Consider the following 21960-nt stretch of genomic DNA (forward strand, 5'->3'; position numbering starts at 1 on the left):
GGGTGGCCGGTGGGTGCGGGGTGCGGTTAGCGTCCGGCTATGCACCCGTCTCCCCGTTCCGCGGCCGATGCCCCCTTCGACCCCTGGTCACCGGCCTTCGTCGCCGACCCGTACCCCGCCTACACCGCACTGCGCGCCACCGGCCGGGTGCACCGCTTCGAGCCGACCGACCAGTGGCTCGTCCCGCACCACGCGGATGTGTCCGCGCTGCTGCGCGACCGCCGCCTCGGCCGCACGTATCTGCACCGCTTCACCCACGAGGAGTTCGGCCGCACCCCGCCGCCCGCCGAGCACGAGCCCTTCCACACGCTCAACGGGCAGGGGCTCCTCGATCTGGAGGCCCCCGACCACACCCGGATCCGGCGTCTGGTCTCCAAGGCGTTCACCCCGCGTACGGTCGAGCGGCTCGTCCCGACCGTGCGGCGGCTGGCCGCCGAGCTGGTCGACTCCTTCGTCGAGGCGGGCGGCGGCGATCTGCTCACGGCGGTCGCGGAGCCGCTGCCGGTGGCCGTCATCGCCGAGATGCTCGGCATCCCGGAGTCCGACCGGGGCCCGCTGCGGCCCTGGTCGGCGGCGATCTGCGGGATGTTCGAGCTGAACCCGTCCGAGGAGACCGCCCGGGCCGCGGTCCGCGCCTCGCTCGACTTCTCCGGGTATCTGCGCGAGCTGATCGAGGAGCGGCGCAAGAACCCCGGTACGGATCTGATCTCCGCGCTCATCGCCGCCCACGACGAGGGGGAGCGGCTGAGCGAGCAGGAGATGATCTCCACCTGTGTGCTGCTGCTGAACGCGGGCCACGAGGCGACCGTCAACACCACCGTGAACGGCTGGTGGACGCTGCTGCGCCACCCCGAACAGCTGGCGGCCCTGCGGGCCGATCACGGGCTGCTGCCGACGGCGGTCGAGGAGCTGATGCGGTACGACACCCCGTTGCAGATGTTCGAGCGCTGGGTCCTCGACGACATCGAGATCGACGGCACGGTCGTCCCGCGCGGCTCGGAGGTGGCGCTGCTCTTCGGCTCCGCCAACCGTGACCCGGCCCGCTTCGAAGCCCCGGACACCCTGGACCTGTCCCGGCAGGACAACCCGCACATCACCTTCGGCGCGGGCATCCACTTCTGCCTGGGCGCCCCGCTGGCCCGGGTCGAGCTGGCCGCGTCCTTCGGCGAACTGCTGCGCCGCGCCCCCGGGATGAGGCTGGCGGCCGAGCCGGAGTGGAACCCGGGCTATGTGATCAGGGGCCTGAAGGAACTCCGCGTGGAGCTGTGAGCGGGACCGGGGAGCGGCCCGGGGGCTGAGCGGGACACGGCCGGTGCGCTGAGCGGGATACGGGCCGGAGACCGAGCGGGATACGGGTCGGGAGGTGGAACGGGATACGGGCCCTGGGTTGAGCGGAATACGGGCCGGTGTGCTGAGCGGGATACGGGCCGGAGACCGAACGGGACACGGGCCGGGAGGCCGAACGGGACACGGGCCGGGAGGCGGCCCCCAGGCACTTAGCCCCGGTCCGCCTCCGGTTTGCCTCTGGTCAGGCCTCGGTCCGTCCCCGGCCGCCCCCGGCCCGGCCCCGGTTCGCCTCCGGCCCGTGTCCCGGTTCGCCTCCGCTCCCGCTCAGCACACCGGGTCGCAGACCGGGGGCGGGCCCTCCAGTACGTCGAAGGCCACCCCGAAGCCGGTGAGGGCGGCGAGGGCCGCCGCCGCCCCGAGCGCCCGCCGCCACTTCCGCCCCGCGAGGGCGACGAGGGTGAGCCCGGCCGTGATGCCGCCGAGCGTCATGACCGGCAGCCCGAGCCAGAGCACGTTCCACTCCGTCGCACCCTCGAAGCCGCCGAAGATCCCGCGCCTGCCGTACGGCGCCCAGACAAGCATCCCGGCGGCCGCGCCCCCGGCGACGACCAGGCATCCGGCGATCCCACGGACGGCTTCACGGACGGTTCCGCTTCGGTTCTCCATGAAGGGAGGGACGCGGGGAGGCCACGGCGGGGTTGCACCCCGGGTGCCGGCACCGGAACCGGTACTTCCGCGGGACTCCCGCCCCCCCCGCGTCACCGTCACGTCAGGACGTCGCGCCTGCGCAATGCCCCCACCCCGGCCCCGACCAGCACCACCGCGACGGCGGTGAGCGCGAGCACCGGGCCCCATTCCATTCCCGTGCCGCCGGGCAGCTTCGGCAGGTGCGTGAACGGCGATATGTCCATCACGGCCTGCGGCATGTTCACTGCGGGCCCGAGCCATCCCAGCGCCAGGCAGATCCCGGCGACGCCCCAGGACGCCACCGCCGCCTTCGGGAACGCCCCGTACAGCAGGACCGTCACCCCGCCCAGCAGCCAGATCGCCGGCAGCTGCACCAGCGACGCACCCAGCACGGCCGGCAGCTCGTGGCCGTAGCCCACGGCCAGGCCGAGGCCGCCGACCGCCATGAGCAGGGCCGCACCGCCGAACGCGATGACCAGATGACCGGCCGCCCAGCCGATCCGGCCCACCGCGCCCGCCAGCACCGGCTCGGCGCGCCCGGCGGTCTCCTCACCGTGCAGCCGCAGCACCGACGCGACGATGTACAGCGCCGCGACCATCCCGAGCACGGAGACCATCGCGGCGAGGAACGCGTCGGTCAGCCCGGCCTGTCCGCCCATCCGCTCGAAGATCTCCCGGGTCTTCGCGTTGTCGCCGACGAGATCGGCTGCCCCGCCGGTCAGCCCGCCGAAGGCGACACCGACCACCGCGAAGGAGAGCGTCCACCCGGTCAGCGCACCGCGCTGGAGCCGCAGCGCGAGCCCGGACGCCGTGGAGATCCGCCCCCGCGCGGGCCCAGGTCTCGTCGCCAGGAAGCTCATTCCGACGTCGCGCCGCCCGGCCAGCCCGTACGCCAGGGCGGCCTGCACCGCGACGGCCGCCGCGAAGGCGAGCAGCACCCACCAGCGCTCGTCCGCGTACGCCCGGACGTTCTCCGCCCAGCCGATGGGGGAGAGCCAGGTCAGCACGGACGAGCCGTCGTCCGACGCCGAATCGCCCGCCGCCTTCAGGACGAACGCGGCACCGATCACCGCCGCCGTGAGCCCCTTGGCGAGCCGGGCGCTCTCGGTGAACTGCGCGGCGATCGCCGCCGTGCAGGCGAACAGCACCCCCGTCCCGGCGACCGCCAGGGCGAGCGCCACCGCCCCGGCACCGCCCGCGCCCGATCCCGCCAGGCCCGCCGCGACGACCAGGGCCAGTGCCGCATTGGCGATCACGGCGGCGAGCAGGGCGGCGGTCAGCGGGGCGCGGCGCCCCACCATCGCGGAGGAGAGCATCTCCTGACGGCCGGTCTCCTCTTCCTCCCGGGTGTGCCGGACGACGACGATCAGGCTCATCACGGCCGCCAGCACCGCTCCGAAGGCGGCCATCCGCCAGCTCACGAGCCCGCCGACCGAGTCGCCGAAGACCGGTCCGTACATGGCGCGGAGCGAGCTGTTGCCGTTCATCGACGCGGCCAGCTCGGCGCGCTGTCCGGGGGTGCCGTAGATCGAGGAGAGGGAGCCGGCGACGGAGGCGAAGGAGCCGCCGAGCACGAGCACCCAGACCGGCATCATGATCCGGTCGCGCCGCAGCGCCAGCCGCAGCAGCCGCCACGTCCCGGCGAGCTGCCCGGCGGTGGCCCCGGTCCGGGGCCGGGCACCGGCCGGGGTGGTCATGGTCACGGTGGTCATCGCGCCACCACCCCCGCGCCCTCGTCGCTTTCGGTGCTTCCGGCGGTGTCCGTGGCGTCCGCCGCGTAGTGGCGCAGGAACAGCTCCTCCAGGGTGGGCGGAGTGCTGGTCAGCGTCCGGACGCCGGCGGCGGTGAGCGACTTGAGGACGGCGTCCAGCTTGTCCGTGTCGACCTGGAGCGTGACCCGCAGTCCCTGCACATCGAGGTCGTGGACGCCGGGCAGCCGGGCGAGCCCGTCGGGCGCGGTGGCCAGCTCGGCGCTGATGTTCGTACGCGTCAGGTGGCGCATGTCCGCGAGCGAGCCCGTCTCGACCGTGCGGCCCTGGCGGATGATGCTGACCCGGTCGCAGAGCGTCTCGACCTCGCTGAGGATGTGGCTGGAGAGCAGGATCGTCCGCCCGCGCGCACGCTCCTCGGCCACGCAGTCCTGGAAGACCTCCTCCATCAGCGGGTCGAGTCCGCTGGTGGGTTCGTCGAGGATCAGCAGATCCACATCGGAGGCGAAGGCGGCGACCAGGGCGACCTTCTGGCGGTTGCCCTTGGAGTACGTACGCCCCTTCTTGGTGGGGTCGAGCTCGAACCGGTCGACGAGGTCGGCGCGCCGGGTCCGGTCGAGGCCGCCGCGCAGGCTCCCGTACAGGTCGATCACCTCGCCGCCGGAGAGGTTCCGCCACAGCGTGACGTCACCCGGGACGTACGCCACCTTCCGGTGGAGCTCCACGGCGTCGTGCCACGGGTCGCGGCCGAGCAGCTGGGCGGCGCCGGAGTCGGCCCGCAGCAGCCCCAGCAGCACCCGGATGGTGGTGGACTTCCCGGATCCGTTGGGTCCGAGGAAGCCGTGGACCTCACCGGTCTCGACGGTGAGGTCGAGGCCGTCCAGCGCGTGTGTCCGACCGAACGATTTGTGCAGTCCGGCCACCGTGATCGCCTTCGTCATGTTTTGAAGCTACGCTACTTTCACAAATTTGTGAAGTTAAGGAAGCGTATAAAGTTGATGTCACGGCAGGGCCGAAGGACCGGGGGCCGGAAATCAGGGGAGACGATCGGGCGATGACCAGCGAGACCGGAGAGAACACGCGCTCAGGGCGGGACGCGGAGGCCGTGGCACGGTTCGTGGAGCGGTTCGCGTCCGAGATGACCGAGGCGGGGATGCAGCGGATGGCGTCCCGTGTCTTCGCCGCGCTCCTCGCGGACGACGACGGGTCCATGACCTCCGCCGAGCTTGCCGTGGCGCTCCAGATCAGCCCGGCGGCCGTGTCCGGCGCGGTCAGCTACCTCACGCAGGTCAGCATGGTCGGCCGCGAACGAGACCCGGGCTCGCGCCGCGACCGCTACCGCCTGATCGACGAGGTCTGGTTCTCGACCTTCGCCAGCCGGGACCGGGTGCTGACCCGTTGGGAGAACACCCTCAAGGAGGGCGTCCGCATCCTGGGCGAGGACACCCCGGCGGGTGCCCGGATCGCCGAGACGGTGGCGTTCTTCGAGTTCCTGCAGGCGGAGCTGGTCGGGATGATGGGCCGCTGGCACGAGCACCGCAAGACGCTCGACCTCCCGAACCGCCCCGTGTGACCCCCGCGTCGGGCCGGTGACCGTCGCATGGGTCGGCGACCATCACATGGGGCCGGTGCCAGTCACATGGGGCGGGCGACAGTCACGTGGGGCGGGCGCCCGTCACATGCGGCTGGTGAACGCCACACGAGGCTGGTGAACGCCACACGAGGCCGGCGACCACCGGGCCGGTGAACATCACACGGGACCGGTGACCGTCACATCGGGCCGGGGAGCAGCTCCGCCACGGCTTCGAGGGCCTCGGGGTCGGACGGGTCGATGTCCTGGTACACGTCCTGCGGCCAGTACGGCCGCCCTTCGATCCAGGCGACGACCACCCGCTCCGCGTCCAGCCACCCGCGCAGCTCGACAGTCCCGGTCGGCGCGGGCAGCCCCACCCAGGGGCACTTGTCCGGCCCCGGCGGCACGATCCGCGCCAGCCCCTCCGGCAGCGCATCCGCCCCTTCGGCCGGGAAGACCACCAGCAGGACCCCCTCGGCCGCATCGTCCGCGTCGAGCAGCAGCGCGTACCGCCGCGTCCGGGGCCCCGGAGCAGTGGCGGCACGGGCCGTCCGGCGCGCCGACGGGATGCCCGACGTGAACGTCCGCCAGGCCCGGTAGGCGCCCACGATCCCGGTCAGGACCGCGAGGGCCCTCGGCGCGCCCGGGACCGAGTCGGCCCCCATGGCCGCGCACACAACGGCCACGACAACGGTGTACCCGAGCAACCCCGAGGTGCGCCCGATCCCGCTGATCCGCCGGAGCATGGGCACTCGCCACCAGGTCACCGCCCGCCCCGCCCGCACATCGCCCACCGGCCGCGGCTTCGCCGTGGCCGGTCCCCGCCGCCCGGCCCGGGACTCCGCCACGGCGGCCAGTGCGGCGTAGGTGACCGACCGGGCGCGAGAGGCCGAAACATCCGTCACCCCGTCACCCCGTCACCCCTCATCCCTGCGCCACCGGCAGCATCAGTCCCCAGGCCCCCGCCCGCACCGTCCACGTCCTCGTCCGGACCGGCCCGCCGACCTGTATGTCCGCCCGGTAGCGGAAGTCCGCGCCCGAGACCGTGACGGCCTTCGCCTCCGTCGTCACCGGATCGGCCGAAGGCGGGCGGATGACCACTTCCGCGAGACCTCCGTCACCGCATCGCGAGGTCACCGTCACCGATTCGACCGGGTGGTCCAGATCGTTCAGCAGCACGCCGTCGGCCTCGACCCGCAGCCGGTGCGTGGGCGGCGGGGCGGCGGGTGCCGACGGGACGGGGCGGACGAGGGTGCGGACCAGATTGCGGCAGGTGTCCCAGACCGCCGTGACCCCCGTGTGCGCGGCCGCCGCGCCCGGCAGCGTGCTCATCGCCGGGATGTGCAGCGCGCCCAGGACCACGCCGTCGCTGTCGTCGACCAGCAGGTCGAGCCTGTGCACGGCACCGTCCAGCGCGGTGCGCGCCGCCGCCACCGCACCCATGGGCACGCCGAGCGAATGCGCCAGTTCCAGCGCGGCCGCGGTGCCCACCGGAATCAGCGAGAGCACGCCCCCGTCCGGCTCCCGCTCCCGGTGCAGCTGGGCCACCGCCCGCCGCAGCGCACGGTCGTCGCCGACCACCACCGGCCGCCGGCCGCCCCGGCGGGACAGGGCCCTGGCGAACTCCTCGGGCCCGTCGGGCAGGCAGATCTTGGCGTGCGAACCGGCGCTCAGCACGTCCTTCGCGATACGCACGGACTCGCCGTCGGTCCGGCGGGCGACCGGGTCGATGACCACCAGCAGCTGGTGCGCACCGTCGCCGGGGGGCTGGGCAGCCGACACCTCGGTCCTTCCTCGGGTAGCATCTTGGTGCAAGAGCCCCTTGCGCTATTGCGCCAGGGGCTTCGTCTATTCCGGGGCACCCGGTTCGACGGTTCAGGCCTTGTCGTACATCGTCGTACGGCATGTACGACGTTTACGTACGCCCCCTGACCTTGGACATGCCCCGCCCGGAAGGGGTGTACGCCTGTGCCCGCACTTGTGCTGCTCGGTGCTCAGTGGGGTGACGAGGGCAAGGGAAAGGCCACCGACCTCCTCGGTGGATCCGTGGACTATGTGGTGCGCTACCAAGGCGGCAACAACGCCGGCCATACGGTGGTCGTCGGTGACCAGAAGTACGCACTGCATCTCCTCCCCTCCGGAATCCTTTCGCCGGGGTGTACCCCGGTCATCGGAAACGGTGTCGTCGTCGACCCGGCCGTCCTGCTCTCCGAGCTGAGTGGGCTGAACGACCGCGGCGTGGACACGTCCAAGCTGCTGATCAGCGGTAATGCCCATTTGATCACCCCGTACAACGTCACGATCGACAAGGTGACGGAACGGTTCCTCGGGAAGCGCAAGATCGGCACGACCGGCCGTGGCATCGGCCCGACGTACGCCGACAAGATCAACCGCGTGGGCATCCGAGTCCAGGACCTCTACGACGAGTCGATCCTGGAGCAGAAGGTCGACGCGGCCCTGGAGCAGAAGAACCAGCTCCTCGCCAAGGTCTTCAACCGCCGCGCCATCGAGTCCGGCAAGATCGTCGAGGAGATGCTCCAGTACGCGGAGCAGATCAAGCCCTACGTCGCCGACACGACGCTGATCCTGAACGACGCCATCGACGCGGGCAAGGTCGTCCTCTTCGAGGGCGGTCAGGGCACGCTGCTCGACGTCGACCACGGCACGTACCCCTTCGTCACCTCGTCGAACCCGACCGCGGGCGGCGCCTGCACCGGCGCCGGCGTGGGCCCGACGAAGATCAGCCGGGTCATCGGCATCCTCAAGGCGTACACCACCCGCGTCGGCGCCGGTCCGTTCCCGACGGAGCTGCTCGACGAGGACGGCGAGGCGCTGCGCCGGATCGGTGGCGAGCGCGGTGTCACCACCGGCCGCGACCGTCGCTGCGGCTGGTTCGACGCGGTCATCGCGCGGTACGCGACCCGGGTCAACGGTCTCACCGACTTCTTCCTCACCAAGCTGGACGTGCTGACCGGCTGGGAGCAGATCCCGGTGTGCGTGGCGTACGAGATCGACGGCAAGCGCGTCGAGGAGCTCCCGTACAGCCAGACCGACTTCCACCACGCGAAGCCGATCTACGAGATGCTGCCGGGCTGGTCGCAGGACATCACGAAGGCCAAGACCTTCGGTGACCTGCCGAAGAACGCGCAGGCGTACGTGAAGGCGCTGGAGGAGATGTCCGGCGCGCCGATCTCCGCGATCGGTGTCGGCCCCGGCCGCACCGAGACCATCGAGATCAACTCCTTCCTGTAGGCGGGACGGAACGAAGGGGCCGGGGCGGCCCGCGAGAGCCGCCCCGGCCCCTTCGTGTTCGCGCGTTCACCCGTCGCCGCAGATCCGCAGCGCCTCCGGCGTCGCGCACGGCAGGTGGCCGCGGGCGCGGATCACGTCCTGGCCGTCGCCCCGGGTGAGGTAGCCCAGGAAGCCGGCGGTCAGTGAGCCGGTGGGCGGGCGGCCGTAGGTGTAGGCGTACTCGATCTCGCGGTACGGGTAGCTGCCGGCGCCGATCGTGTCGGCGGACGGGGTGGCCGCGTCGATGGCGAGCGGGTGGGCTCCGCGCAGCGGCGTGCCCTGGCGCAGTTCGCTGTAGCCGATCGCGCCGTCCCGCCGGCCGACCATGGCCAGGACCTGTTCGGTGGAGTCGAGCTCGCAGCGCACCACCCGGGCCCGTACGTCGTCCTTGGTGGTGCAGTCGCGGGACGACTGGGCCGGTTCGTTGTGGCCGAGCACGCGGCGCTGGAAGACCTCGCGGGTGCCGGAGTTGGCGTCCCGGCTGACCAGGAGCACGGGCAGGTCGGGGCCACCGAGGGCCTTCCAGTTGCGGATCTCGCCGCGGTAGATCCGCCGGACGTCGGTGAGGCTCAGGTTCTTCAGCCCCACCCGGTCGTTGACGACGAGGCGGAAGAGCGAGACGGCGACCCGGCTCTCGCCCAGTTGCGGGAAGCCGTCCGGCCTGGGGCCGTCGGAGAAGGCGATCACGGCGGGTGAGCCGGACTTCCCGGCCTCGGCGCCCCGGTCCGCGAGGTCCCGTATCCCGGCGTTGCTGCCGTGCACCTGCACGCGGATGTCGGAGCCCTCGCACTCCTGCTCGTACTTCTTCGCCGTGTCCAGCAGGGCCGGCCCGAAGGCGGTGGAGCCGGTCACGACCAGCGTGCCGCGCCGGCATCCCATCGGGGGCGGGGTGTCGTCGCGCACCAGGATGATCGAGGCCAGCGTGACGACGCAGACGGTCAGCGCGACGGTGATCAGCCGGGCGGCCGGGCCGAACAGCGGGGGCTTGTCGTCGGGGCGGACCGCCCGGTTGGGGCCGACCTCGCCGTCCTGGATGCCGCCGATGATGCGGATGGGGCTGTCCACGGCCGCCCCGGTGAGCAGCACCAGCAGCTTGAAGTGCTCACCCCGGTTGAGCGGTACGCGCGGCAGCCGGATCCGTGAGCCGCTCCGGTGCAGCCCGCCGTCCGGGGTGAAGTGCTCCATCAGATGGTCGGCGCCGGGCGCGTGCGTGACCGCGACGCCGTGCACCGTGCGGCCGGTGAACTCCGCGGTCAGCCCGTGGAGTCCGCGTCCGGTGTAGTCGTTGTCGGCGATGGACTGCGAGCCGTCGTTCTCGATCCTGAGCAGGACGAGCGTGGCGTCGTCCATGTCCGGCGTCTCGCCGAAGAGGCCGAGCCGCACATTGGCCCGCCCCAGACCCGCCTCGCTGCCGATCGGGGTGTCCATCTGGACGCGGTAGCCGATCCGCTTGCGGCGGGGCACCCGGCGCTCGTACCAGAGCACCCCGATGGAGGCCAGGACGCCCAGCACGGCGGTCGCCACGGCCACGATGTTCTCGGCGCTGAGCCACTCCACGGTCCTCGCACCCCCTAGAGAAACCTTTGGCCACCGTACGTACGGGGCAAGGGAGTTGGGGGTGCCGGGAGGGTCCTGTCGAGTGGTGTTCGCCCGTTGTTCGCCGACTGGTCCAGACCTTGACAGGTCCAGACCAGTGGGGCTTGAGTGGCGGGACATCCGGACGGCCCGCCGAGGGGTTCGGCGTGCCCTGTCGAAGGAGTGAGCAGCGCTGAAGACGACACTGAAGACGACAAGGATCAAGAGCCTTCTGGTCGTGCTGGGTTCCGTCCTCGCGACGGCCGCCTTCACCCCGGCCGCCACCGCCACGACCGCCGCCACCGCCGCCGCAACCACCGCCGCCGCAACCACCGACCGGCCGGCCGCACCGTGCGCGCCCCTGTGGAGTGCGTCGACCGCCTACACGGCCGGCGGCACGGTCTCGCACCACGGCCGCAACTGGACGGCCAAGTGGTGGACCCAGAACGAGAATCCGGGCGCCACCGGCGTCTGGGACGACCGGGGGGCCTGTACGGGCGGGGTCTCGGACTTCGCCGTCAGCGAGGCGCAGTTCGACGAGATCTTCCCGGACCGCAACCCCTTCTACACGTACCAGGGCCTGATCGACGCCCTGCACGCCTACCCGCGCTTCGCGAACACCGGCACACCGGCCACCCGCGCCCGGGAGGCGGCGGCGTTCCTGACCCACGCGGACTTCGAGTCGGTCGGGCTCCAGTACGTGAAGGAGATCAACGAGGACAACTACTGGCGCAAGTGCGACTACAGCCAACCGTACGGCTGTCCGGCCGGGCAGAAGGCGTACTACGGCCGGGGCCCGATCATGTTCAGCTGGAACTTCAACTACAAGGCCGCGGGCGACGCGCTCGGCCTCGATCTGCTCGACGACCCCTGGCTCGTCGAGCGGGATCCGTCCGTCGCCTGGCAGACCGCGCTCTGGTACTGGAACACCCAGAACGGCCCCGGCACGATGACCTCGCACGAGGCGATGGTCGGCGGTGCCGGCTTCGGTGAGACCATCCGCTCGCTCAACGGTGCCCTGGAGTGCGACGGCGGCAACCCCGCCTCGGTCGCGGCCCGGGTCGCCAAGTACGAGCGGATCACGTCCGTACTCGGGACGGCACCGGGCTCCGGACTGACCTGCTGACGCACCGCCACATGCTTTTGAGTGCCGCCGGGTGCCGCCGGGTGCCGCCGGGTGCCGCCGCGTGCCGCCGTACGTCGCCGTACGTCGCCACGCGATGCGCGTGATGCGCCGCCCGTGCGCCCCCGGATGCTTCCCTGCACGGACACCTCTCTTGGTCTAGACCTTGACAGGTTCAGACCAGTGCCGCTTGAGTGACGGGCAACCCCCCATGGCGGCGCACCGCTCGGACCGGTGCGCCGCACCGAAGGAGTGATCGCATGATCAGGCGCGTCATGGGCCTGCTGACCGCGTTGGCCGCGGTCGCCGCAACGATCGTCTTCCTCCCCGCGGTCACCGCGGCCAACGCCGCCGCGGCGGCCGCCTGCGCGACCCCCTGGAGCTCCTCGTCCGTCTACACCGGAGGCGGGTCCGCCTCCTACAACGGACACAACTGGACCGCCAAGTGGTGGACCCAGAACGAGACCCCCGGCAGCTCCGACGTCTGGGCGGACCAGGGCAGTTGTGGCGGCGGCGGCACGGACCCGGGCACCCCGTCCGGCTTCGTCGTCAGCGAGGCGCAGTTCAACCAGATGTTCCCGAACCGGAATTCGTTCTACACGTACGAGGGGCTGACCGCGGCCCTGAGCGCGTACCCGGGCTTCGCGAACACCGGCAGCGACACCGTCAAGCGCCAGGAGGCGGCGGCGTTCCTCGCCAACGTCAGCCACGAGACAGGCGGTCTGGTGTACGTGGTCGAGCAGAACACGTCCAACTACCCGCACTACTGCGACAGCAGCCAGCCCTACGGCTGCCCGGCCGGCCAGGCCGCGTACTACGGGCGCGGCCCGATCCAGCTCAGCTGGAACTTCAACTACAAGGCCGCCGGTGACGCGCTCGGCATCGATCTGCTGAACAACCCGTACCTGGTCGAGCAGAACGCCTCGGTCGCCTGGAAGACCGGCCTCTGGTACTGGAACACCCAGAACGGCCCCGGCACGATGACCGCCCACAACGCCATGGTGAACGGCGCCGGGTTCGGCGAGACCATCCGCTCCATCAACGGCACCCTGGAGTGCAACGGAGGCAACCCCTCCCAGGTCCAGAGCCGCATCGACCGCTACCAGGCGTTCGTGCAGATCCTCGGCACCACCCCCGGTTCCAACCTGAGCTGCTGACCCGCGGCTCCCGCTGTCCCCCACCCGGCGGGGGCGTGCCCGGCTCCGGCCGGACACGCCCCCTTCCGGGTTCAGCGCCCCCTTCCGGGTTCAGCCGGCCTTCCGGCTTCGGCGGGACCTCTCGGGTTCAGCGGGCGACGCCGGGCTCCGCGAGGTCCAGGGCCCGGAACGCGAGCCACAGGTCGTAACGGGCGCTCGGCGTCTGGAGCAGTGAACGGCCCAGGACCGATTCGAGCCGGGTCAGGCGCTTGCGGACACCCGGCACCGAGATCCCCAACGACTCCGCCGCCGGGGCGAGCTGGGCCTCGCACGCCAGCCAGACGCGGAGGGTCTCCCGCGGGTCGGCGGAGCTCTTCGCCGTTCCGGGGCCGGTGAGCGGGCGCAGTTGCCGGTCCGCCCATTGCCGTACGGCCGGCACGCCCAGGATGTCGTCCAGGCCGAGCGGCGGCCGGGCAGCCCGCTGGTCCCGGCCGGTCCTGCCGGGCGCGGTGGGGGTGGCACGGATCCGCAGGGCCAGGTCGAGGGCGGCCTGGTCGCCGACCCGGTTCAGGTCCAGGCCGAGCAGTTCGCCGATCAGCCGGAGCCGGGCGGCCAGGGTGTTGCGGTGGATCTTCAGATGCTGCGTCGCGTGCGAGGAGAAGGCCAGCCAGGAGGCGAGCGTCGCCGCGAGCTCCTGACTTCCCGGGTCCTGGCTGCGGCGCGGGAGATGGGTGAGCAGCGGGTGCAGCAGCTCGTCCGCCCACCGCGCCCCGGCCGCCCCGGCGGCCACGGCCGGGTCCGGAGCCGAGCCGAAGCGGGCGTGCCGGGCGGGCAGCCCACGGGCCACGGCCAGCGCGTGGAACGCCTGGCGGTAGCCGGTCGCGGTGTCGGCCAGCGGGACGTCCTCGCTCACCCCCGCGACGCACTCGGTGACCGCCTCGGCGACCCGGATGCCGAGCCGCTGTTCGGCGACACCCGCGTCGGCCGGCACGACGAGGATCAGATGGCGGGCGTACACCGGGCAGCGGACGATCCAGGACCGGCCGCCGGACAGCTCCGCGCAGATCCGCGCCACCTCGTCCCGGCGGCCGGCCGGACACTCCACGACGTACACCCGGACGGGGTCGGGCAGGTGGGGCTTCAGCGCGCCCGCCACCTGGTGCGCGATGGACAGCTGCCCCGTCATGAGCAGATGCAGCACCGCTTCCCGGCTGCGGGACTCCGCGAGGTCCACGCGCCGCCGCCTGCGCTCCACGGCCTCCGCCGCCCAGCACATGGCGAGCGGCATCGCCACGTCGGCGAGCAGGATGGCGAGTCCGTCCGGCAGCGGATGGGGCGCGACCACGGCCAGGATCGGGGCGGCGGCGTCCGGCGCTCCGTCCAGCGGGAAGAGCAGCGCGGTGTGGGTGCCCCGGTCGAAGGAGAAGGAGCGGGCGTCGAGCCCCGGCAGCTTCTTCGCGTACTCGCGCGCCAGCGCGGCCGCCTCCACGCCCGTACCGTCCTGGCTCCGGGTCACACCGTGCAGTACGGTGCCGTCCCCGTCGAGCAGCCCGGCCCAGCCCGCGGCCCGGCCGGACACCCAGCGCAGCAGCTCCTGGGATCCGCCGGACCGGGCCAGCCGGTACATCCGCAGTACGTCATCGGCCCGTTCCCGCGCGCGCACAAGTCCTCCACTCCTGCCAAAAACCGGAATCAAGGCTACCGGTTTGATTGTGCGGACTGATACCCACGACGGCCCACACAGTGCGAATTGAAGCTTTCGGGTACGTACCCGAAGACCTAGAGTCCGAACACGGTTGCGGCACCCCTTGGGGGAGGGGTACGGGGGCGACAGCAGCGGCTCACGGGGGTGGCCGCTGTCGCGTCGGCCGCAACCGTTCAACTTCTTCCGTTGTCAGTGGCGGCCCCTAGTGTCGGCCCGCGATCGCTTCCGCGATCGGAGCCGACCGGGAGAGGCCGCCGCCATGGAATTCCGCATTGAGCGCAGCGCACTGACCGATGCCGTGGCCTGGGCCGCCCGGGTGCTGCCCACGCGTTCGCCCGTCCCCGTGCTGGGCGGGCTGCTGCTGGAGGCGGCCGACGGCCGGCTGAGCATCTCGGGGCTGGACTACGAGGCGTCCGCCCGTATCGAGGTGGCGGCGGAGACCGTACGGGCCGGGAAGGTGCTGGTCATGGGCCGCCGGCTGCTCGACGTCTGCAAGGTGCTGCCCGAGAAGGTGGTGGAGTGTGCCGTCGAGGGCTCACGGTTCTCGCTGGCGAGCGACGGCGCCCGGTTCGGCCTCTCGGTGCTGCCGTTCGACGACTACCCGTCCCTGCCGTCGCTGCCGGAGGTGCTCGGCGCGGTGGACGCGGAGGAGTTCGCGGCGGCCGTCGCGCATGTGACGGTGGCGGCGGGCCGGGACGACACGCTGCCGACGCTGACCGGCATCCGGCTGGCGCTGGACGGGGACCGGATGACGCTCGCCGCCACGGACCGCTACCGCTTCGCGGTGCGCACGCTCTCCTGGAAGCCCGGCCGGGACGGTGTCTCGGCCGATGTCGTGGTCTCCGCCCGCAGGCTCACCGAGATCGCCCGCTCCTTCGGCCGGGGAGGCATGGTCAGCCTGGCCCTGGACGGCGGTTCGGCCGGTTTCGAGCAGGCCGGGACGCGTACCACGGTGCGGCTGCTCGACGGCCGGCTGCCGCGCCACGACAAGCTGTTCGCGATGACCGGCGCGGTCACCGCCGAGACGGACCGGGCGCCCCTGGTCGAGGCCGTCAAGCGGGTCGCCGTCGTCGCGGAGGGCGGCAGTCCGCTCCAGCTCGCCTTCTCCGAGGGCTCGGTGCTGCTCCAGGCGGGTTACGAGGACGACGTCGCCTCGCAGCGCCTGCCCGCCGTGCTGGAGGGCGCCGAGGACATCGCGGTCGCCTTCAACCCCGCGTATCTGATGGACGCGCTGGGCTCGTTCGACGCCCCCGTGATCCGCTTCGAGCTGATGGGACCGGGGCAGCGGGCGATGGTGACCGGCCGTCCGGCTGCCGGGGACGCGCAGCCGGACGGCGGTCGCCCCGCTCACCAGCACCTTCTGATGTCGGCGAGGCCACTGGTGTAGCGCGGGGCGGGGCAGGGGCGCCGGGCGGTTACTTCGTGAAGATGAAGTACTGCCAGGCGCCGTGCGTGGTCGAGTTCACCGTGTCGCCGGAGGTGCCGTTGACGTACGAGGCACGGACGCGCATCCGGTAGCCCGTGTCGTGGGCGCCCTGGAGCGTCACGATGGACTTCCCGGCAGTGCCGAGCTTGAAGTACTGCGAGCCCGCGTCGTACCACTTGCCCTGGTAGTACAGCTCCAGGGACAGCTTGTGCGAGCGGTTCTTGTAGTACGTCATCGTCGTCGTGAAGACCGGGTTGGTCTTCTTGTGGAAGTACCGGTACGACGTCTTGCCGATCTTCGCCGTCCTGTACTGCTTCGAGATGGAGGTCGAGACCTTCACCCTGGCGTACGCGGTCGACGTGACCTTCTTCGAGGTGTACCGGCCGTCGCCCTTGAAGACCGCGGTGACGGTGGTGTCCCGGCTCATGTCGACCTTGGTCGACAGGTTGCCCTTGGAGTCGACCTTGCCGGTCTTCACCAGCTTGTTCGGCTTGTCCGGGCCGAACGGGTCCACCCACAGCTCGACGGTGCGGTTCTTGTACGTCTTGCCGAGGTGGGCGGTGAACGTCACGTCGGTGCCGTACGAGTACAGCGCCTTGTTGTGGTTCACGGTCAGCGAGGTGACCGTGCGGGGCACGGCGACCTTGTCGGAGCCGGAGGCCGCGGAGTGGGTCGCGTCGCCCGCGTACGACACCTTGTACGTGACCTGGCCACCGGCGGTCGGGGTGTCGGCGAAGGAGAAGCTGCCGTCGGACTTCAGCGTCACCGCGGGCAGCGTCTTGCCCTTGGGCGACTCGATGTCGGTGCGCGTGACCGTGGCCCTGGAGCCCGCCGGGAACGCGCCGTCGGACTTCACCCGGCCGGTGACGGTGAGCTTCTTGTTCAGCGCGGACTTCGCCGGGGCGTTGACCGTGACGGTGCTCGCGGACTTCACGGCGTCGGTGAGCACCCGCAGCGAACGGACGCCCAGGCTGTTCGCGGTGACCGCGAACAGCCTGCTGGTGTCCGGCGCCCAGGCCAGCCCCGCGTCCAGCAGGGTGTCCGCGCCACTGCTGTTCCCGGTGTTGGGGAACTCGTACGTCCGGACGGGCTTGGTGGTGCTGCCGGGCTTGTAGACGTAGACGTCCGGGGCGTACCAGGCGGACGATCCCGCGGCGACCGTGCCGTTCGGGGCGATGTCGATCGCGTTGGGGTACGAGGTGGACGGGTACGCGGCCCCCCGCGTGAGGTCCGCCGTGTTGTACGCCTGGTGCAGGTACGGGGCCGCACTGGCCACCACGATCTGCTTGCCGTCCGGGCTCAGTGCCAGGTCGCGCATGTTGCCGCCGTCGACGGAGGCGTGCGCGGTCCGCGTGGCCGTCCCCGAGGCGACGTCGTACACCGCGAGCTCCGCGGGGCTCTGCGTCTCGATGCCGGCGGCCAGCGTGCCCGGTGCGCCGGGTGTGGACGCCAGGGTCGGGGCGGAGAACCAGGTGCGGTCCTGGTCCTGGTCCAGGGTGACGACCGGTTCGGCGCCGGACAGGTCGAGCGATCCGATGTTGCCCTCGCCCGCCGCCCCGTACCCGAACCAGAGCTTGCCGCCCGCCAGCGCCGGGTGCTTCGGGTCGGTGCCCTCGCCGGTCGCGTACCGGGCGGACTCCTTGAGCCCGGCCGTGTCGATGGTGACGATCGCGTCGGCGCCCGGCACGGCGGCGTACAGCGTGCCGGAGTCGGCGGAGAGTTCGAGGCCGGTCACACCCGGCAGGGACGCGATGGTGCCGATGACCGCGCCGTTGTAGTCGGTGACGAGCACCTTGCCGCCGGTCGGGTCACTGATGAAGACCCGCCTGTGCACACCGTCCGCGACGATGTCGCCGACCGACGCGACGGGAAGAACCTTGCTGGAGTCGGCGGCGGCCGGATTCGCCGCCCCGCCGACCAGAACCACTGAGCTGAAGAGGACCGCGAGCGAGGTCGCGGCCGAGATTCTGCGCGTACGCAAAATGATTTACCCCCACGGTAAGAGAGGGCCGTGGCACCCGAGATGAGAGGGGTGCGGCCCACGAACGCAGGGTATGCCATGGCGTCCACAAGTCCTACACATATGTGGGGCCGGGGCGGAACGCCTCCCCGGCCCGGCGAAACGTCAGTCCGCCCAGGTGAGGAACGTGGTCCAGGCATCGGGGGCGACCGCGAAGGTGGGGCCTTCGGGCACCTTGGAGTCCCGGATGTGAACGGAGTGGGGGCAGGTCGCCACTTCGATGCACTCGTCGCCGCTGGAGCTGCTGTACGAGGACTTGTGCCAGTCGAAGGCGACTTCGATGCACTGGCCGCCGCTGTCGCTGCTGTAGCTGGACTTGAACCACCGCAGGGTGCTGGTCATTCCTTTACTCCTGCCAACCGCTTGATGAGGTCCAGCGATTCACGAGGACCCATGGCCTGTGACCGGATCTTCGCATAGCGCTGGGCGTACGTGCTCACCTTCCCAGGGTCGCTGATCAGCAGGCTCTCGTCCTGGGGCTCCAGGTACACGAGGTGCTCGTGCTGCGGGGTCTCCATCAGAGTGAGTTCACCACGAGCCCCGGCGTACTCACCGAACTTCCCACTGTCCAGTGCCAGTACGTTGATCGTGACGTTGCGACGAAGAGCGCACTCTGCGAGGTACTGCATCTGCGCTCTCATGATGGAAGCATTGCCGATGACCCTGGTGAGTGCGGATTCTTCGATGACCATCTCGATCATGGGCAGGGGATCGCGGTCGAAGAGCATCTTGCGCACCATTCGAGCTTCCACCAGCTGTTCCACCCGTTGTTCCGGCAGCGGAGGGTACCCACCGCCGATCAGTGCGCGCGTAGTCCTCTGTCTGGAACAGGCCGTACACAACCTGCATCGAGTACACGCGAAGGCTCAGCGTCGCCTGCTCAAGCGGTGCGTGCGGCTTGAACTGCGGCGGATACGCCTCCATCCGCATGTACACCCGCGCCTGCTCGAACACGCCCATGCCGTCCCCGAGCACCCGCTCCAGTCCCACCAGCATGTCGTCGCTCGCGGGCTGTGCGCAGGTCTCCATCGCGCTGATCGCCGCCGCCGAGAAGCCGATCTCCTTGCCAAGCTGTTCCTGGGTCAGCTTCCTGCGGACGCGGGCCTTTTTGGCCACATCGGCAACCAACTTGGCCGTCGGACTCGCCATTTCCTTGTTCTCAGCTCGCGCCATTGCGATCCCTTTTCGACTCGACCGGTCTCAACCGGTCACTACCCAGCCCCGCCGAACTCGACTGAGCTTCAGGGGAGTTCGCGCAGGTCAACGGGTGTGCGACGCCCCTCGTCAGTCACGTAAAACGGTAACCAACAAGGGCGAGACTGGTCCTGTGAATGCGCCGAAAAGTGAACTGAACCTTGAGTGGATTCCGTACTCCGGATTTCAACTGCGCAAAGCGGGCGTGCAATTCGACGCCGTACGCGTGGACGGAGAAGAAGGGCGTCGGCTGGCCCTGCTGATGGAGGCGATCACGGGAGGCGAGCCCGGCCCCGTCGTCGCCGAGTCGAACGGGCGGCGGGCGGTGTACTTCCTCGTCCCGGCGGGGACCACGGCCCGCAGGACGTGGCCGGCCGGGGTCACCGAGCTGAACGCCACGGCGGGCCGGGTCAGTTACGTACCGATCCCGGCGCTGAGCGGCCGGACGTGGCCGCTGACGTGGCACTACCCGCCCACCGTGCCGGGCAGGTTCGTCCATACGCTGCTGCTGCTCAACGCGGCGTTCGCGTTGCTGGGCAGCACGAAACGGCCGACACCCGGACCGGCCCGCGAACGGGACCGGCCGGACGCCGGCCGAACCGGGGAGGGCTAGAAGCTCGGGAAACCGATGGGCGACGGGCGCTGGCCCGGGATGTAGTCGAAGTTCGGGGTGAGCGTGCCGAGCAGGCTGCCGACGCGCGGACCCGGACGACCGGTCACCTCGGCGAACAGCTTCGACGCCTCGGCGGTGATGCGGAACGGCACCTTCTCCAGCCGGAAACCCGTGGGGCTGGGGCGGGCGCCGAGCAGGGCCTCGGCGGGAGTCGTGTCCGCGACCATCACCTCGTCGGCGAGCGGCACACCGTTCACCGCGACTCCGGCGGAGTAGCCCGGGGTCGGCATGACACGGATGTACGTCGGCTTCAGCGTGATGGTCTTGTTCGAGGCGGCGTGGCGGAAGTTGAGGCCGCCGGGGTAGAAGATGCGGCCCCGGGAGTCGAGACCGTCACCCGCCGTCGAACCGATCGGCATGGAGAAGCCCCGGCCGTCCGCGTCCTCCGCCGGTCTGCTGCTGGCCGGCGGCAGCAACCGGCTGGCCGCCCTGGGCGAGCGGCGGCTGCCCGCCCTGCGGCGCTGCACCCCGTACGTGAGCGTCCTGACCGCGCTGGCCGTCCTCGCGGTGGGGATCGGCCTCACGGTGCGCAGCCTGGCCTGATCAGCCGTCCTTCGTGTACGTCAGCTGATCGCCGCTGTCGTTGTTCGTGCGGCGCAGCGAACCGTCCGGGAGCAGCGTCAGCGTGGTGGCCCCGCCCGCGGTGCAGGACGTCATGGGCTCGCCGACCGTGACCGTGGAGGGACCGATCTTCATGGGGCCGCCCGAGGACGGCTCCGCGGTCAGATCGGCCTGGAAGACGCAGTGGTACGAGCCACCGGTGTCGAGCGGGCCGTCGGCGGTGAGGGTGAGGACGCTCTGACCGACCGTGCCCTGCTGGATGACGAGTTTCCGGGTGGAGCGGCCGGACGCGTTCTCGATGGAACCCGACCAGGTGCCGAGGTAGCCGGACGGGACGGCGCCGTCGCCGTTCTGTTTGTCCTCGGTGGCGGAGGGGTCCGGCGAGGACGGGTCGTCGGTCTTGGGGGAGTCCGTCGAGGTGTCCTCGGTGGACGGGGAGCCGGTGGGGCCAGGGGTGGGGCCCGGCGGCTTGCCGTTCATGAGGGCGTAGACGGATCCGCCCGCGCCTATGGCCACGAGCACGGCGACGACGACGAGCGCGATGGTCGAGCCCCGTCGGCGCCGGGCCGGTTCGGGGCCGGGCTGCTGGGGGGCGGTGGGATAGGCGGGGCCGTACGGGGGCGTGGGGCCGAATCCGGGCTGCTGGTGCTGGTGTTGCTGCGGCGGGTACGGCTGCTGCGGGTAGCCGTAGGCGGCGGGTGCGGGAGGCTGCTGGGCGCCGAAGGGCTGGCCGGCGTGCGACGGGTAGCCGTAGCCGGGTGCCGGTGCGGGCACGTGTGCGGCCGTCGGGGGCGTGGCGGTCGTGGCGGCCGTGGCGGCCGTCGTGGGCGCCGGGGGAGTCGGGTCCGGTACGGGCGCCGCCTGCGCCGGGGCGATCGGGTAGTCCTCCGGGTCCTCCGGATCCTCCGAGTCCAGCAACTCGACCGCGTGGCGGCCGAGCTGGGCTATGAGGGCGCCGGGGAGCCAGGGTTCCGCCGTGTCGCCGTCGGCCAGGCGCTCCAGGAGCTCGTCCGTCGTCGGGCGGGCGGCCGGGTCCTTCCGCAGGCAGTCGCTGATCAACTCGACGAGGCCCACCGGGACACCGGTCAGGTCCGGGTCCTCCTGCGCGATCCGGAACATCTGCGCGTGCGCACCGCTGTCGGACGTCCCGAACGGAAGCCGGCCGGTCGAGGCGTACGCCAGTACCGAGCCGAGACAGAACACGTCGCACGCCGGGGTCACCCGCTCGCCCCGCACCTGCTCGGGCGACATGAAGCCGGGCGAACCGACCAGGGCCCCGGTGCGGGTGACGCCGCCGTCGGAGACCGTGTGCAGCGCCCGTGCGATGCCGAAGTCGATGACGCGCGGCCCGTCGATCGTCAGCAGGATGTTGGAGGGTTTGAGGTCGCGGTGGACGAGCCCGGCGGCGTGGATCGCCTGGAGGGCATGGGTGAGACCGGAGCCCAGGATGTGGACCGAACGCTCGGGGAGGGGACCGTACGCCCCGGACGCCACCCCCACGGGGGTGCGCGGGCCGGTGACGGTGGCCTGGAGGGAGGGCCCGGCGACGTAACCGGTGGCGACCCAGGGCACGGCGGCCTCGGTGTCGGCGTCCAGCACGGGGGCGGTCCAGGCGGATCCGACCTGGCGGGCGGCCCGTACCTCGTGGCGGAAGCGGTCGCGGAACTCCTGCTGCTCGGCGAGTTCGCCCCGTACCAGCTTGATCGCTACGGTGCGGCCGCGGTCGGACCGGGCCAGATAGACCTGGCCCATGCCGCCGGTGCCGACACGGCCCAGCAGCCGGTACGCGCCGATGGCACGCGGATCCTGTGGCGTCAGGCTCTGCATGGCGCTGAACGTCCTTCCCCGGGGTTCGAACTGAGCGATGCCTGGCGTGGCTCGCTCGATCATAAGGACCCACGCGGCATGTGGCCGGGCCGGTTGCGGGCTTCGGCCGGGAACGCGCGGCGGACCTGTCCCGGGAGGGCAGATCCGCCGGGGCGGCGGAGGCCGGGCGGGGG

The 21960-nt window shown here is 71.5% G+C and carries 18 protein-coding genes and 2 pseudogenes; 8 read left to right on the forward strand and 12 right to left on the reverse strand.

Going from position 1 to position 21960, the window contains the following annotated elements:
- The first annotated feature begins 39 nt into the window (after window positions 1-39).
- Entirely contained in the window at window positions 40-1269 is a 1230-nt protein-coding gene (locus ACGF8B_RS02810) for a cytochrome P450 (RefSeq protein ID WP_392734126.1), read from the forward strand.
- A gap of 342 nt (window positions 1270-1611) precedes the next feature.
- Here the strand turns inward: ACGF8B_RS02810 and ACGF8B_RS02815 are convergent, their stop codons facing one another.
- The 3 genes from ACGF8B_RS02815 to ACGF8B_RS02825 form a co-directional block, all read right to left on the reverse strand.
- Window positions 1612-1953, reverse strand: a complete 342-nt coding sequence (locus ACGF8B_RS02815) for a hypothetical protein (RefSeq protein ID WP_392734128.1) — start codon at window positions 1951-1953, stop codon at window positions 1612-1614.
- 98 nt (window positions 1954-2051) lie between these two features.
- Window positions 2052-3686 carry an ABC transporter permease gene (locus ACGF8B_RS02820; protein ID WP_392734130.1) on the reverse strand — a complete coding sequence of 545 codons (1635 nt, stop codon included), beginning with the start codon at window positions 3684-3686 and terminating at the stop codon, window positions 2052-2054.
- Entirely contained in the window at window positions 3683-4624 is a 942-nt protein-coding gene (locus ACGF8B_RS02825; protein ID WP_392734132.1) for an ATP-binding cassette domain-containing protein, read from the reverse strand. Before ACGF8B_RS02825 ends, ACGF8B_RS02820 begins: the two co-directional genes overlap by 4 nt.
- Before the next feature lie 113 nt (window positions 4625-4737).
- Here ACGF8B_RS02825 and ACGF8B_RS02830 point away from each other — a divergent pair, with 113 nt between their 5' ends.
- On the forward strand, window positions 4738-5256 hold the full coding sequence (locus ACGF8B_RS02830; protein WP_392734134.1) for a GbsR/MarR family transcriptional regulator: 519 nt from the start codon (window positions 4738-4740) through the stop codon (window positions 5254-5256).
- A 197-nt stretch (window positions 5257-5453) separates the two neighbouring features.
- On the opposite strand, the gene ACGF8B_RS02835 is transcribed toward ACGF8B_RS02830, so the two are convergent.
- Both ACGF8B_RS02835 and ACGF8B_RS02840 read right to left on the reverse strand, forming a co-directional pair.
- On the reverse strand, window positions 5454-6161 hold the full coding sequence (locus ACGF8B_RS02835) for a hypothetical protein (RefSeq protein WP_392734136.1): 708 nt from the start codon (window positions 6159-6161) through the stop codon (window positions 5454-5456).
- 19 nt (window positions 6162-6180) lie between these two features.
- The gene (locus ACGF8B_RS02840; RefSeq protein ID WP_392734137.1) at window positions 6181-7038 is read right to left on the reverse strand and encodes a diacylglycerol kinase; all 858 of its coding nucleotides are present in this window, start codon (window positions 7036-7038) and stop codon (window positions 6181-6183) included.
- A 186-nt stretch (window positions 7039-7224) separates the two neighbouring features.
- Between ACGF8B_RS02840 and ACGF8B_RS02845 the strand changes: the two genes are divergently transcribed.
- Window positions 7225-8508: an adenylosuccinate synthase gene (locus ACGF8B_RS02845; protein WP_392734139.1), complete on the forward strand. Its 1284-nt coding sequence runs from the start codon at window positions 7225-7227 to the stop codon at window positions 8506-8508.
- 66 nt (window positions 8509-8574) lie between these two features.
- Here ACGF8B_RS02845 and ACGF8B_RS02850 read toward each other — a convergent pair whose 3' ends face one another.
- Window positions 8575-10104, reverse strand: coding sequence for a PstS family phosphate ABC transporter substrate-binding protein (locus ACGF8B_RS02850; protein WP_392734140.1), 1530 nt, complete (start codon window positions 10102-10104; stop codon window positions 8575-8577).
- 256 nt (window positions 10105-10360) lie between these two features.
- Between ACGF8B_RS02850 and ACGF8B_RS02855 the strand changes: the two genes are divergently transcribed.
- Complete coding sequence (locus ACGF8B_RS02855; RefSeq protein WP_392734142.1) at window positions 10361-11248, forward strand: glycoside hydrolase family 19 protein; 888 nt, start codon at window positions 10361-10363, stop codon at window positions 11246-11248.
- Window positions 11249-11505: 257 nt separating this feature from the next.
- On the forward strand, window positions 11506-12402 hold the full coding sequence (locus ACGF8B_RS02860) for a glycoside hydrolase family 19 protein (protein ID WP_392734144.1): 897 nt from the start codon (window positions 11506-11508) through the stop codon (window positions 12400-12402).
- Window positions 12403-12529: 127 nt separating this feature from the next.
- On the opposite strand, the gene ACGF8B_RS02865 is transcribed toward ACGF8B_RS02860, so the two are convergent.
- Window positions 12530-14008, reverse strand: a complete 1479-nt coding sequence (locus ACGF8B_RS02865; protein WP_392734462.1) for a helix-turn-helix domain-containing protein — start codon at window positions 14006-14008, stop codon at window positions 12530-12532.
- A 337-nt stretch (window positions 14009-14345) separates the two neighbouring features.
- Here ACGF8B_RS02865 and dnaN point away from each other — a divergent pair, with 337 nt between their 5' ends.
- Window positions 14346-15473 carry a DNA polymerase III subunit beta gene (dnaN, locus tag ACGF8B_RS02870; protein WP_392734146.1) on the forward strand — a complete coding sequence of 376 codons (1128 nt, stop codon included), beginning with the start codon at window positions 14346-14348 and terminating at the stop codon, window positions 15471-15473.
- A 28-nt stretch (window positions 15474-15501) separates the two neighbouring features.
- On the opposite strand, the gene ACGF8B_RS02875 is transcribed toward dnaN, so the two are convergent.
- From ACGF8B_RS02875 to ACGF8B_RS02885, 3 genes and pseudogenes are all read right to left on the reverse strand, one after another.
- Entirely contained in the window at window positions 15502-17493 is a 1992-nt protein-coding gene (locus tag ACGF8B_RS02875) for an Ig-like domain repeat protein (RefSeq protein WP_392734147.1), read from the reverse strand.
- Between the two features lie 144 nt (window positions 17494-17637).
- A complete protein-coding gene (locus tag ACGF8B_RS02880) occupies window positions 17638-17874 on the reverse strand; it encodes a DUF397 domain-containing protein (protein ID WP_392734149.1) in 237 nt (78 codons plus the stop codon).
- Window positions 17871-18705: pseudogene (locus tag ACGF8B_RS02885) on the reverse strand (Scr1 family TA system antitoxin-like transcriptional regulator). The gene ACGF8B_RS02880 and the pseudogene ACGF8B_RS02885 overlap by 4 nt, the downstream one beginning before the upstream one ends.
- 226 nt (window positions 18706-18931) lie before the next feature.
- Between ACGF8B_RS02885 and ACGF8B_RS02890 the strand changes: the two are divergent.
- Window positions 18932-19261, forward strand: a pseudogene (locus ACGF8B_RS02890) (hypothetical protein); the annotation flags it as partial.
- A 74-nt stretch (window positions 19262-19335) separates the two neighbouring features.
- On the opposite strand, the gene ACGF8B_RS02895 reads toward ACGF8B_RS02890, so the two are convergent.
- A complete protein-coding gene (locus tag ACGF8B_RS02895; protein ID WP_392734151.1) occupies window positions 19336-19758 on the reverse strand; it encodes a hypothetical protein in 423 nt (140 codons plus the stop codon).
- Here ACGF8B_RS02895 and ACGF8B_RS02900 point away from each other — a divergent pair.
- A complete protein-coding gene (locus tag ACGF8B_RS02900) occupies window positions 19757-19942 on the forward strand; it encodes a hypothetical protein (protein WP_392734152.1) in 186 nt (61 codons plus the stop codon). The genes ACGF8B_RS02895 and ACGF8B_RS02900 overlap by 2 nt on opposite strands.
- Here ACGF8B_RS02900 and ACGF8B_RS02905 read toward each other — a convergent pair whose 3' ends face one another.
- Window positions 19943-21787 carry a serine/threonine-protein kinase gene (locus ACGF8B_RS02905; protein WP_392734154.1) on the reverse strand — a complete coding sequence of 615 codons (1845 nt, stop codon included), beginning with the start codon at window positions 21785-21787 and terminating at the stop codon, window positions 19943-19945.
- Between the last annotated feature and the right edge of the window lie 173 nt (window positions 21788-21960).

It is taken from the genome of Streptomyces sp. NPDC047917 (assembly GCF_043204345.1).
Classification (GTDB): Bacteria; Actinomycetota; Actinomycetes; order Streptomycetales; family Streptomycetaceae; genus Streptomyces; species Streptomyces sanglieri.

Excerpts from the sequence above, each read along its gene's own strand:
- ACGF8B_RS02810 (WP_392734126.1), top strand. The coding sequence starts at position 40 with ATGCACCCGTCTCCCCGTTCCGCGGCCGATGCCCCCTTCGACCCCTGG.
- ACGF8B_RS02815 (WP_392734128.1), bottom strand. The coding sequence starts at position 1,953 with ATGGAGAACCGAAGCGGAACCGTCCGTGAAGCCGTCCGTGGGATCGCC.
- ACGF8B_RS02820 (WP_392734130.1), bottom strand. The coding sequence starts at position 3,686 with ATGACCACCGTGACCATGACCACCCCGGCCGGTGCCCGGCCCCGGACC.
- ACGF8B_RS02825 (WP_392734132.1), bottom strand. The coding sequence starts at position 4,624 with ATGACGAAGGCGATCACGGTGGCCGGACTGCACAAATCGTTCGGTCGG.
- ACGF8B_RS02830 (WP_392734134.1), top strand. The coding sequence starts at position 4,738 with ATGACCAGCGAGACCGGAGAGAACACGCGCTCAGGGCGGGACGCGGAG.
- ACGF8B_RS02860 (WP_392734144.1), top strand. The coding sequence starts at position 11,506 with ATGATCAGGCGCGTCATGGGCCTGCTGACCGCGTTGGCCGCGGTCGCC.
- ACGF8B_RS02865 (WP_392734462.1), bottom strand. The coding sequence starts at position 14,008 with ATGTACCGGCTGGCCCGGTCCGGCGGATCCCAGGAGCTGCTGCGCTGG.
- dnaN (WP_392734146.1), top strand. The coding sequence starts at position 14,346 with ATGGAATTCCGCATTGAGCGCAGCGCACTGACCGATGCCGTGGCCTGG.
- ACGF8B_RS02880 (WP_392734149.1), bottom strand. The coding sequence starts at position 17,874 with ATGACCAGCACCCTGCGGTGGTTCAAGTCCAGCTACAGCAGCGACAGC.
- ACGF8B_RS02900 (WP_392734152.1), top strand. The coding sequence starts at position 19,757 with ATGGAGAAGCCCCGGCCGTCCGCGTCCTCCGCCGGTCTGCTGCTGGCC.
- ACGF8B_RS02895 (WP_392734151.1), bottom strand. The coding sequence starts at position 19,758 with ATGCCGATCGGTTCGACGGCGGGTGACGGTCTCGACTCCCGGGGCCGC.
- ACGF8B_RS02905 (WP_392734154.1), bottom strand. The coding sequence starts at position 21,787 with ATGCAGAGCCTGACGCCACAGGATCCGCGTGCCATCGGCGCGTACCGG.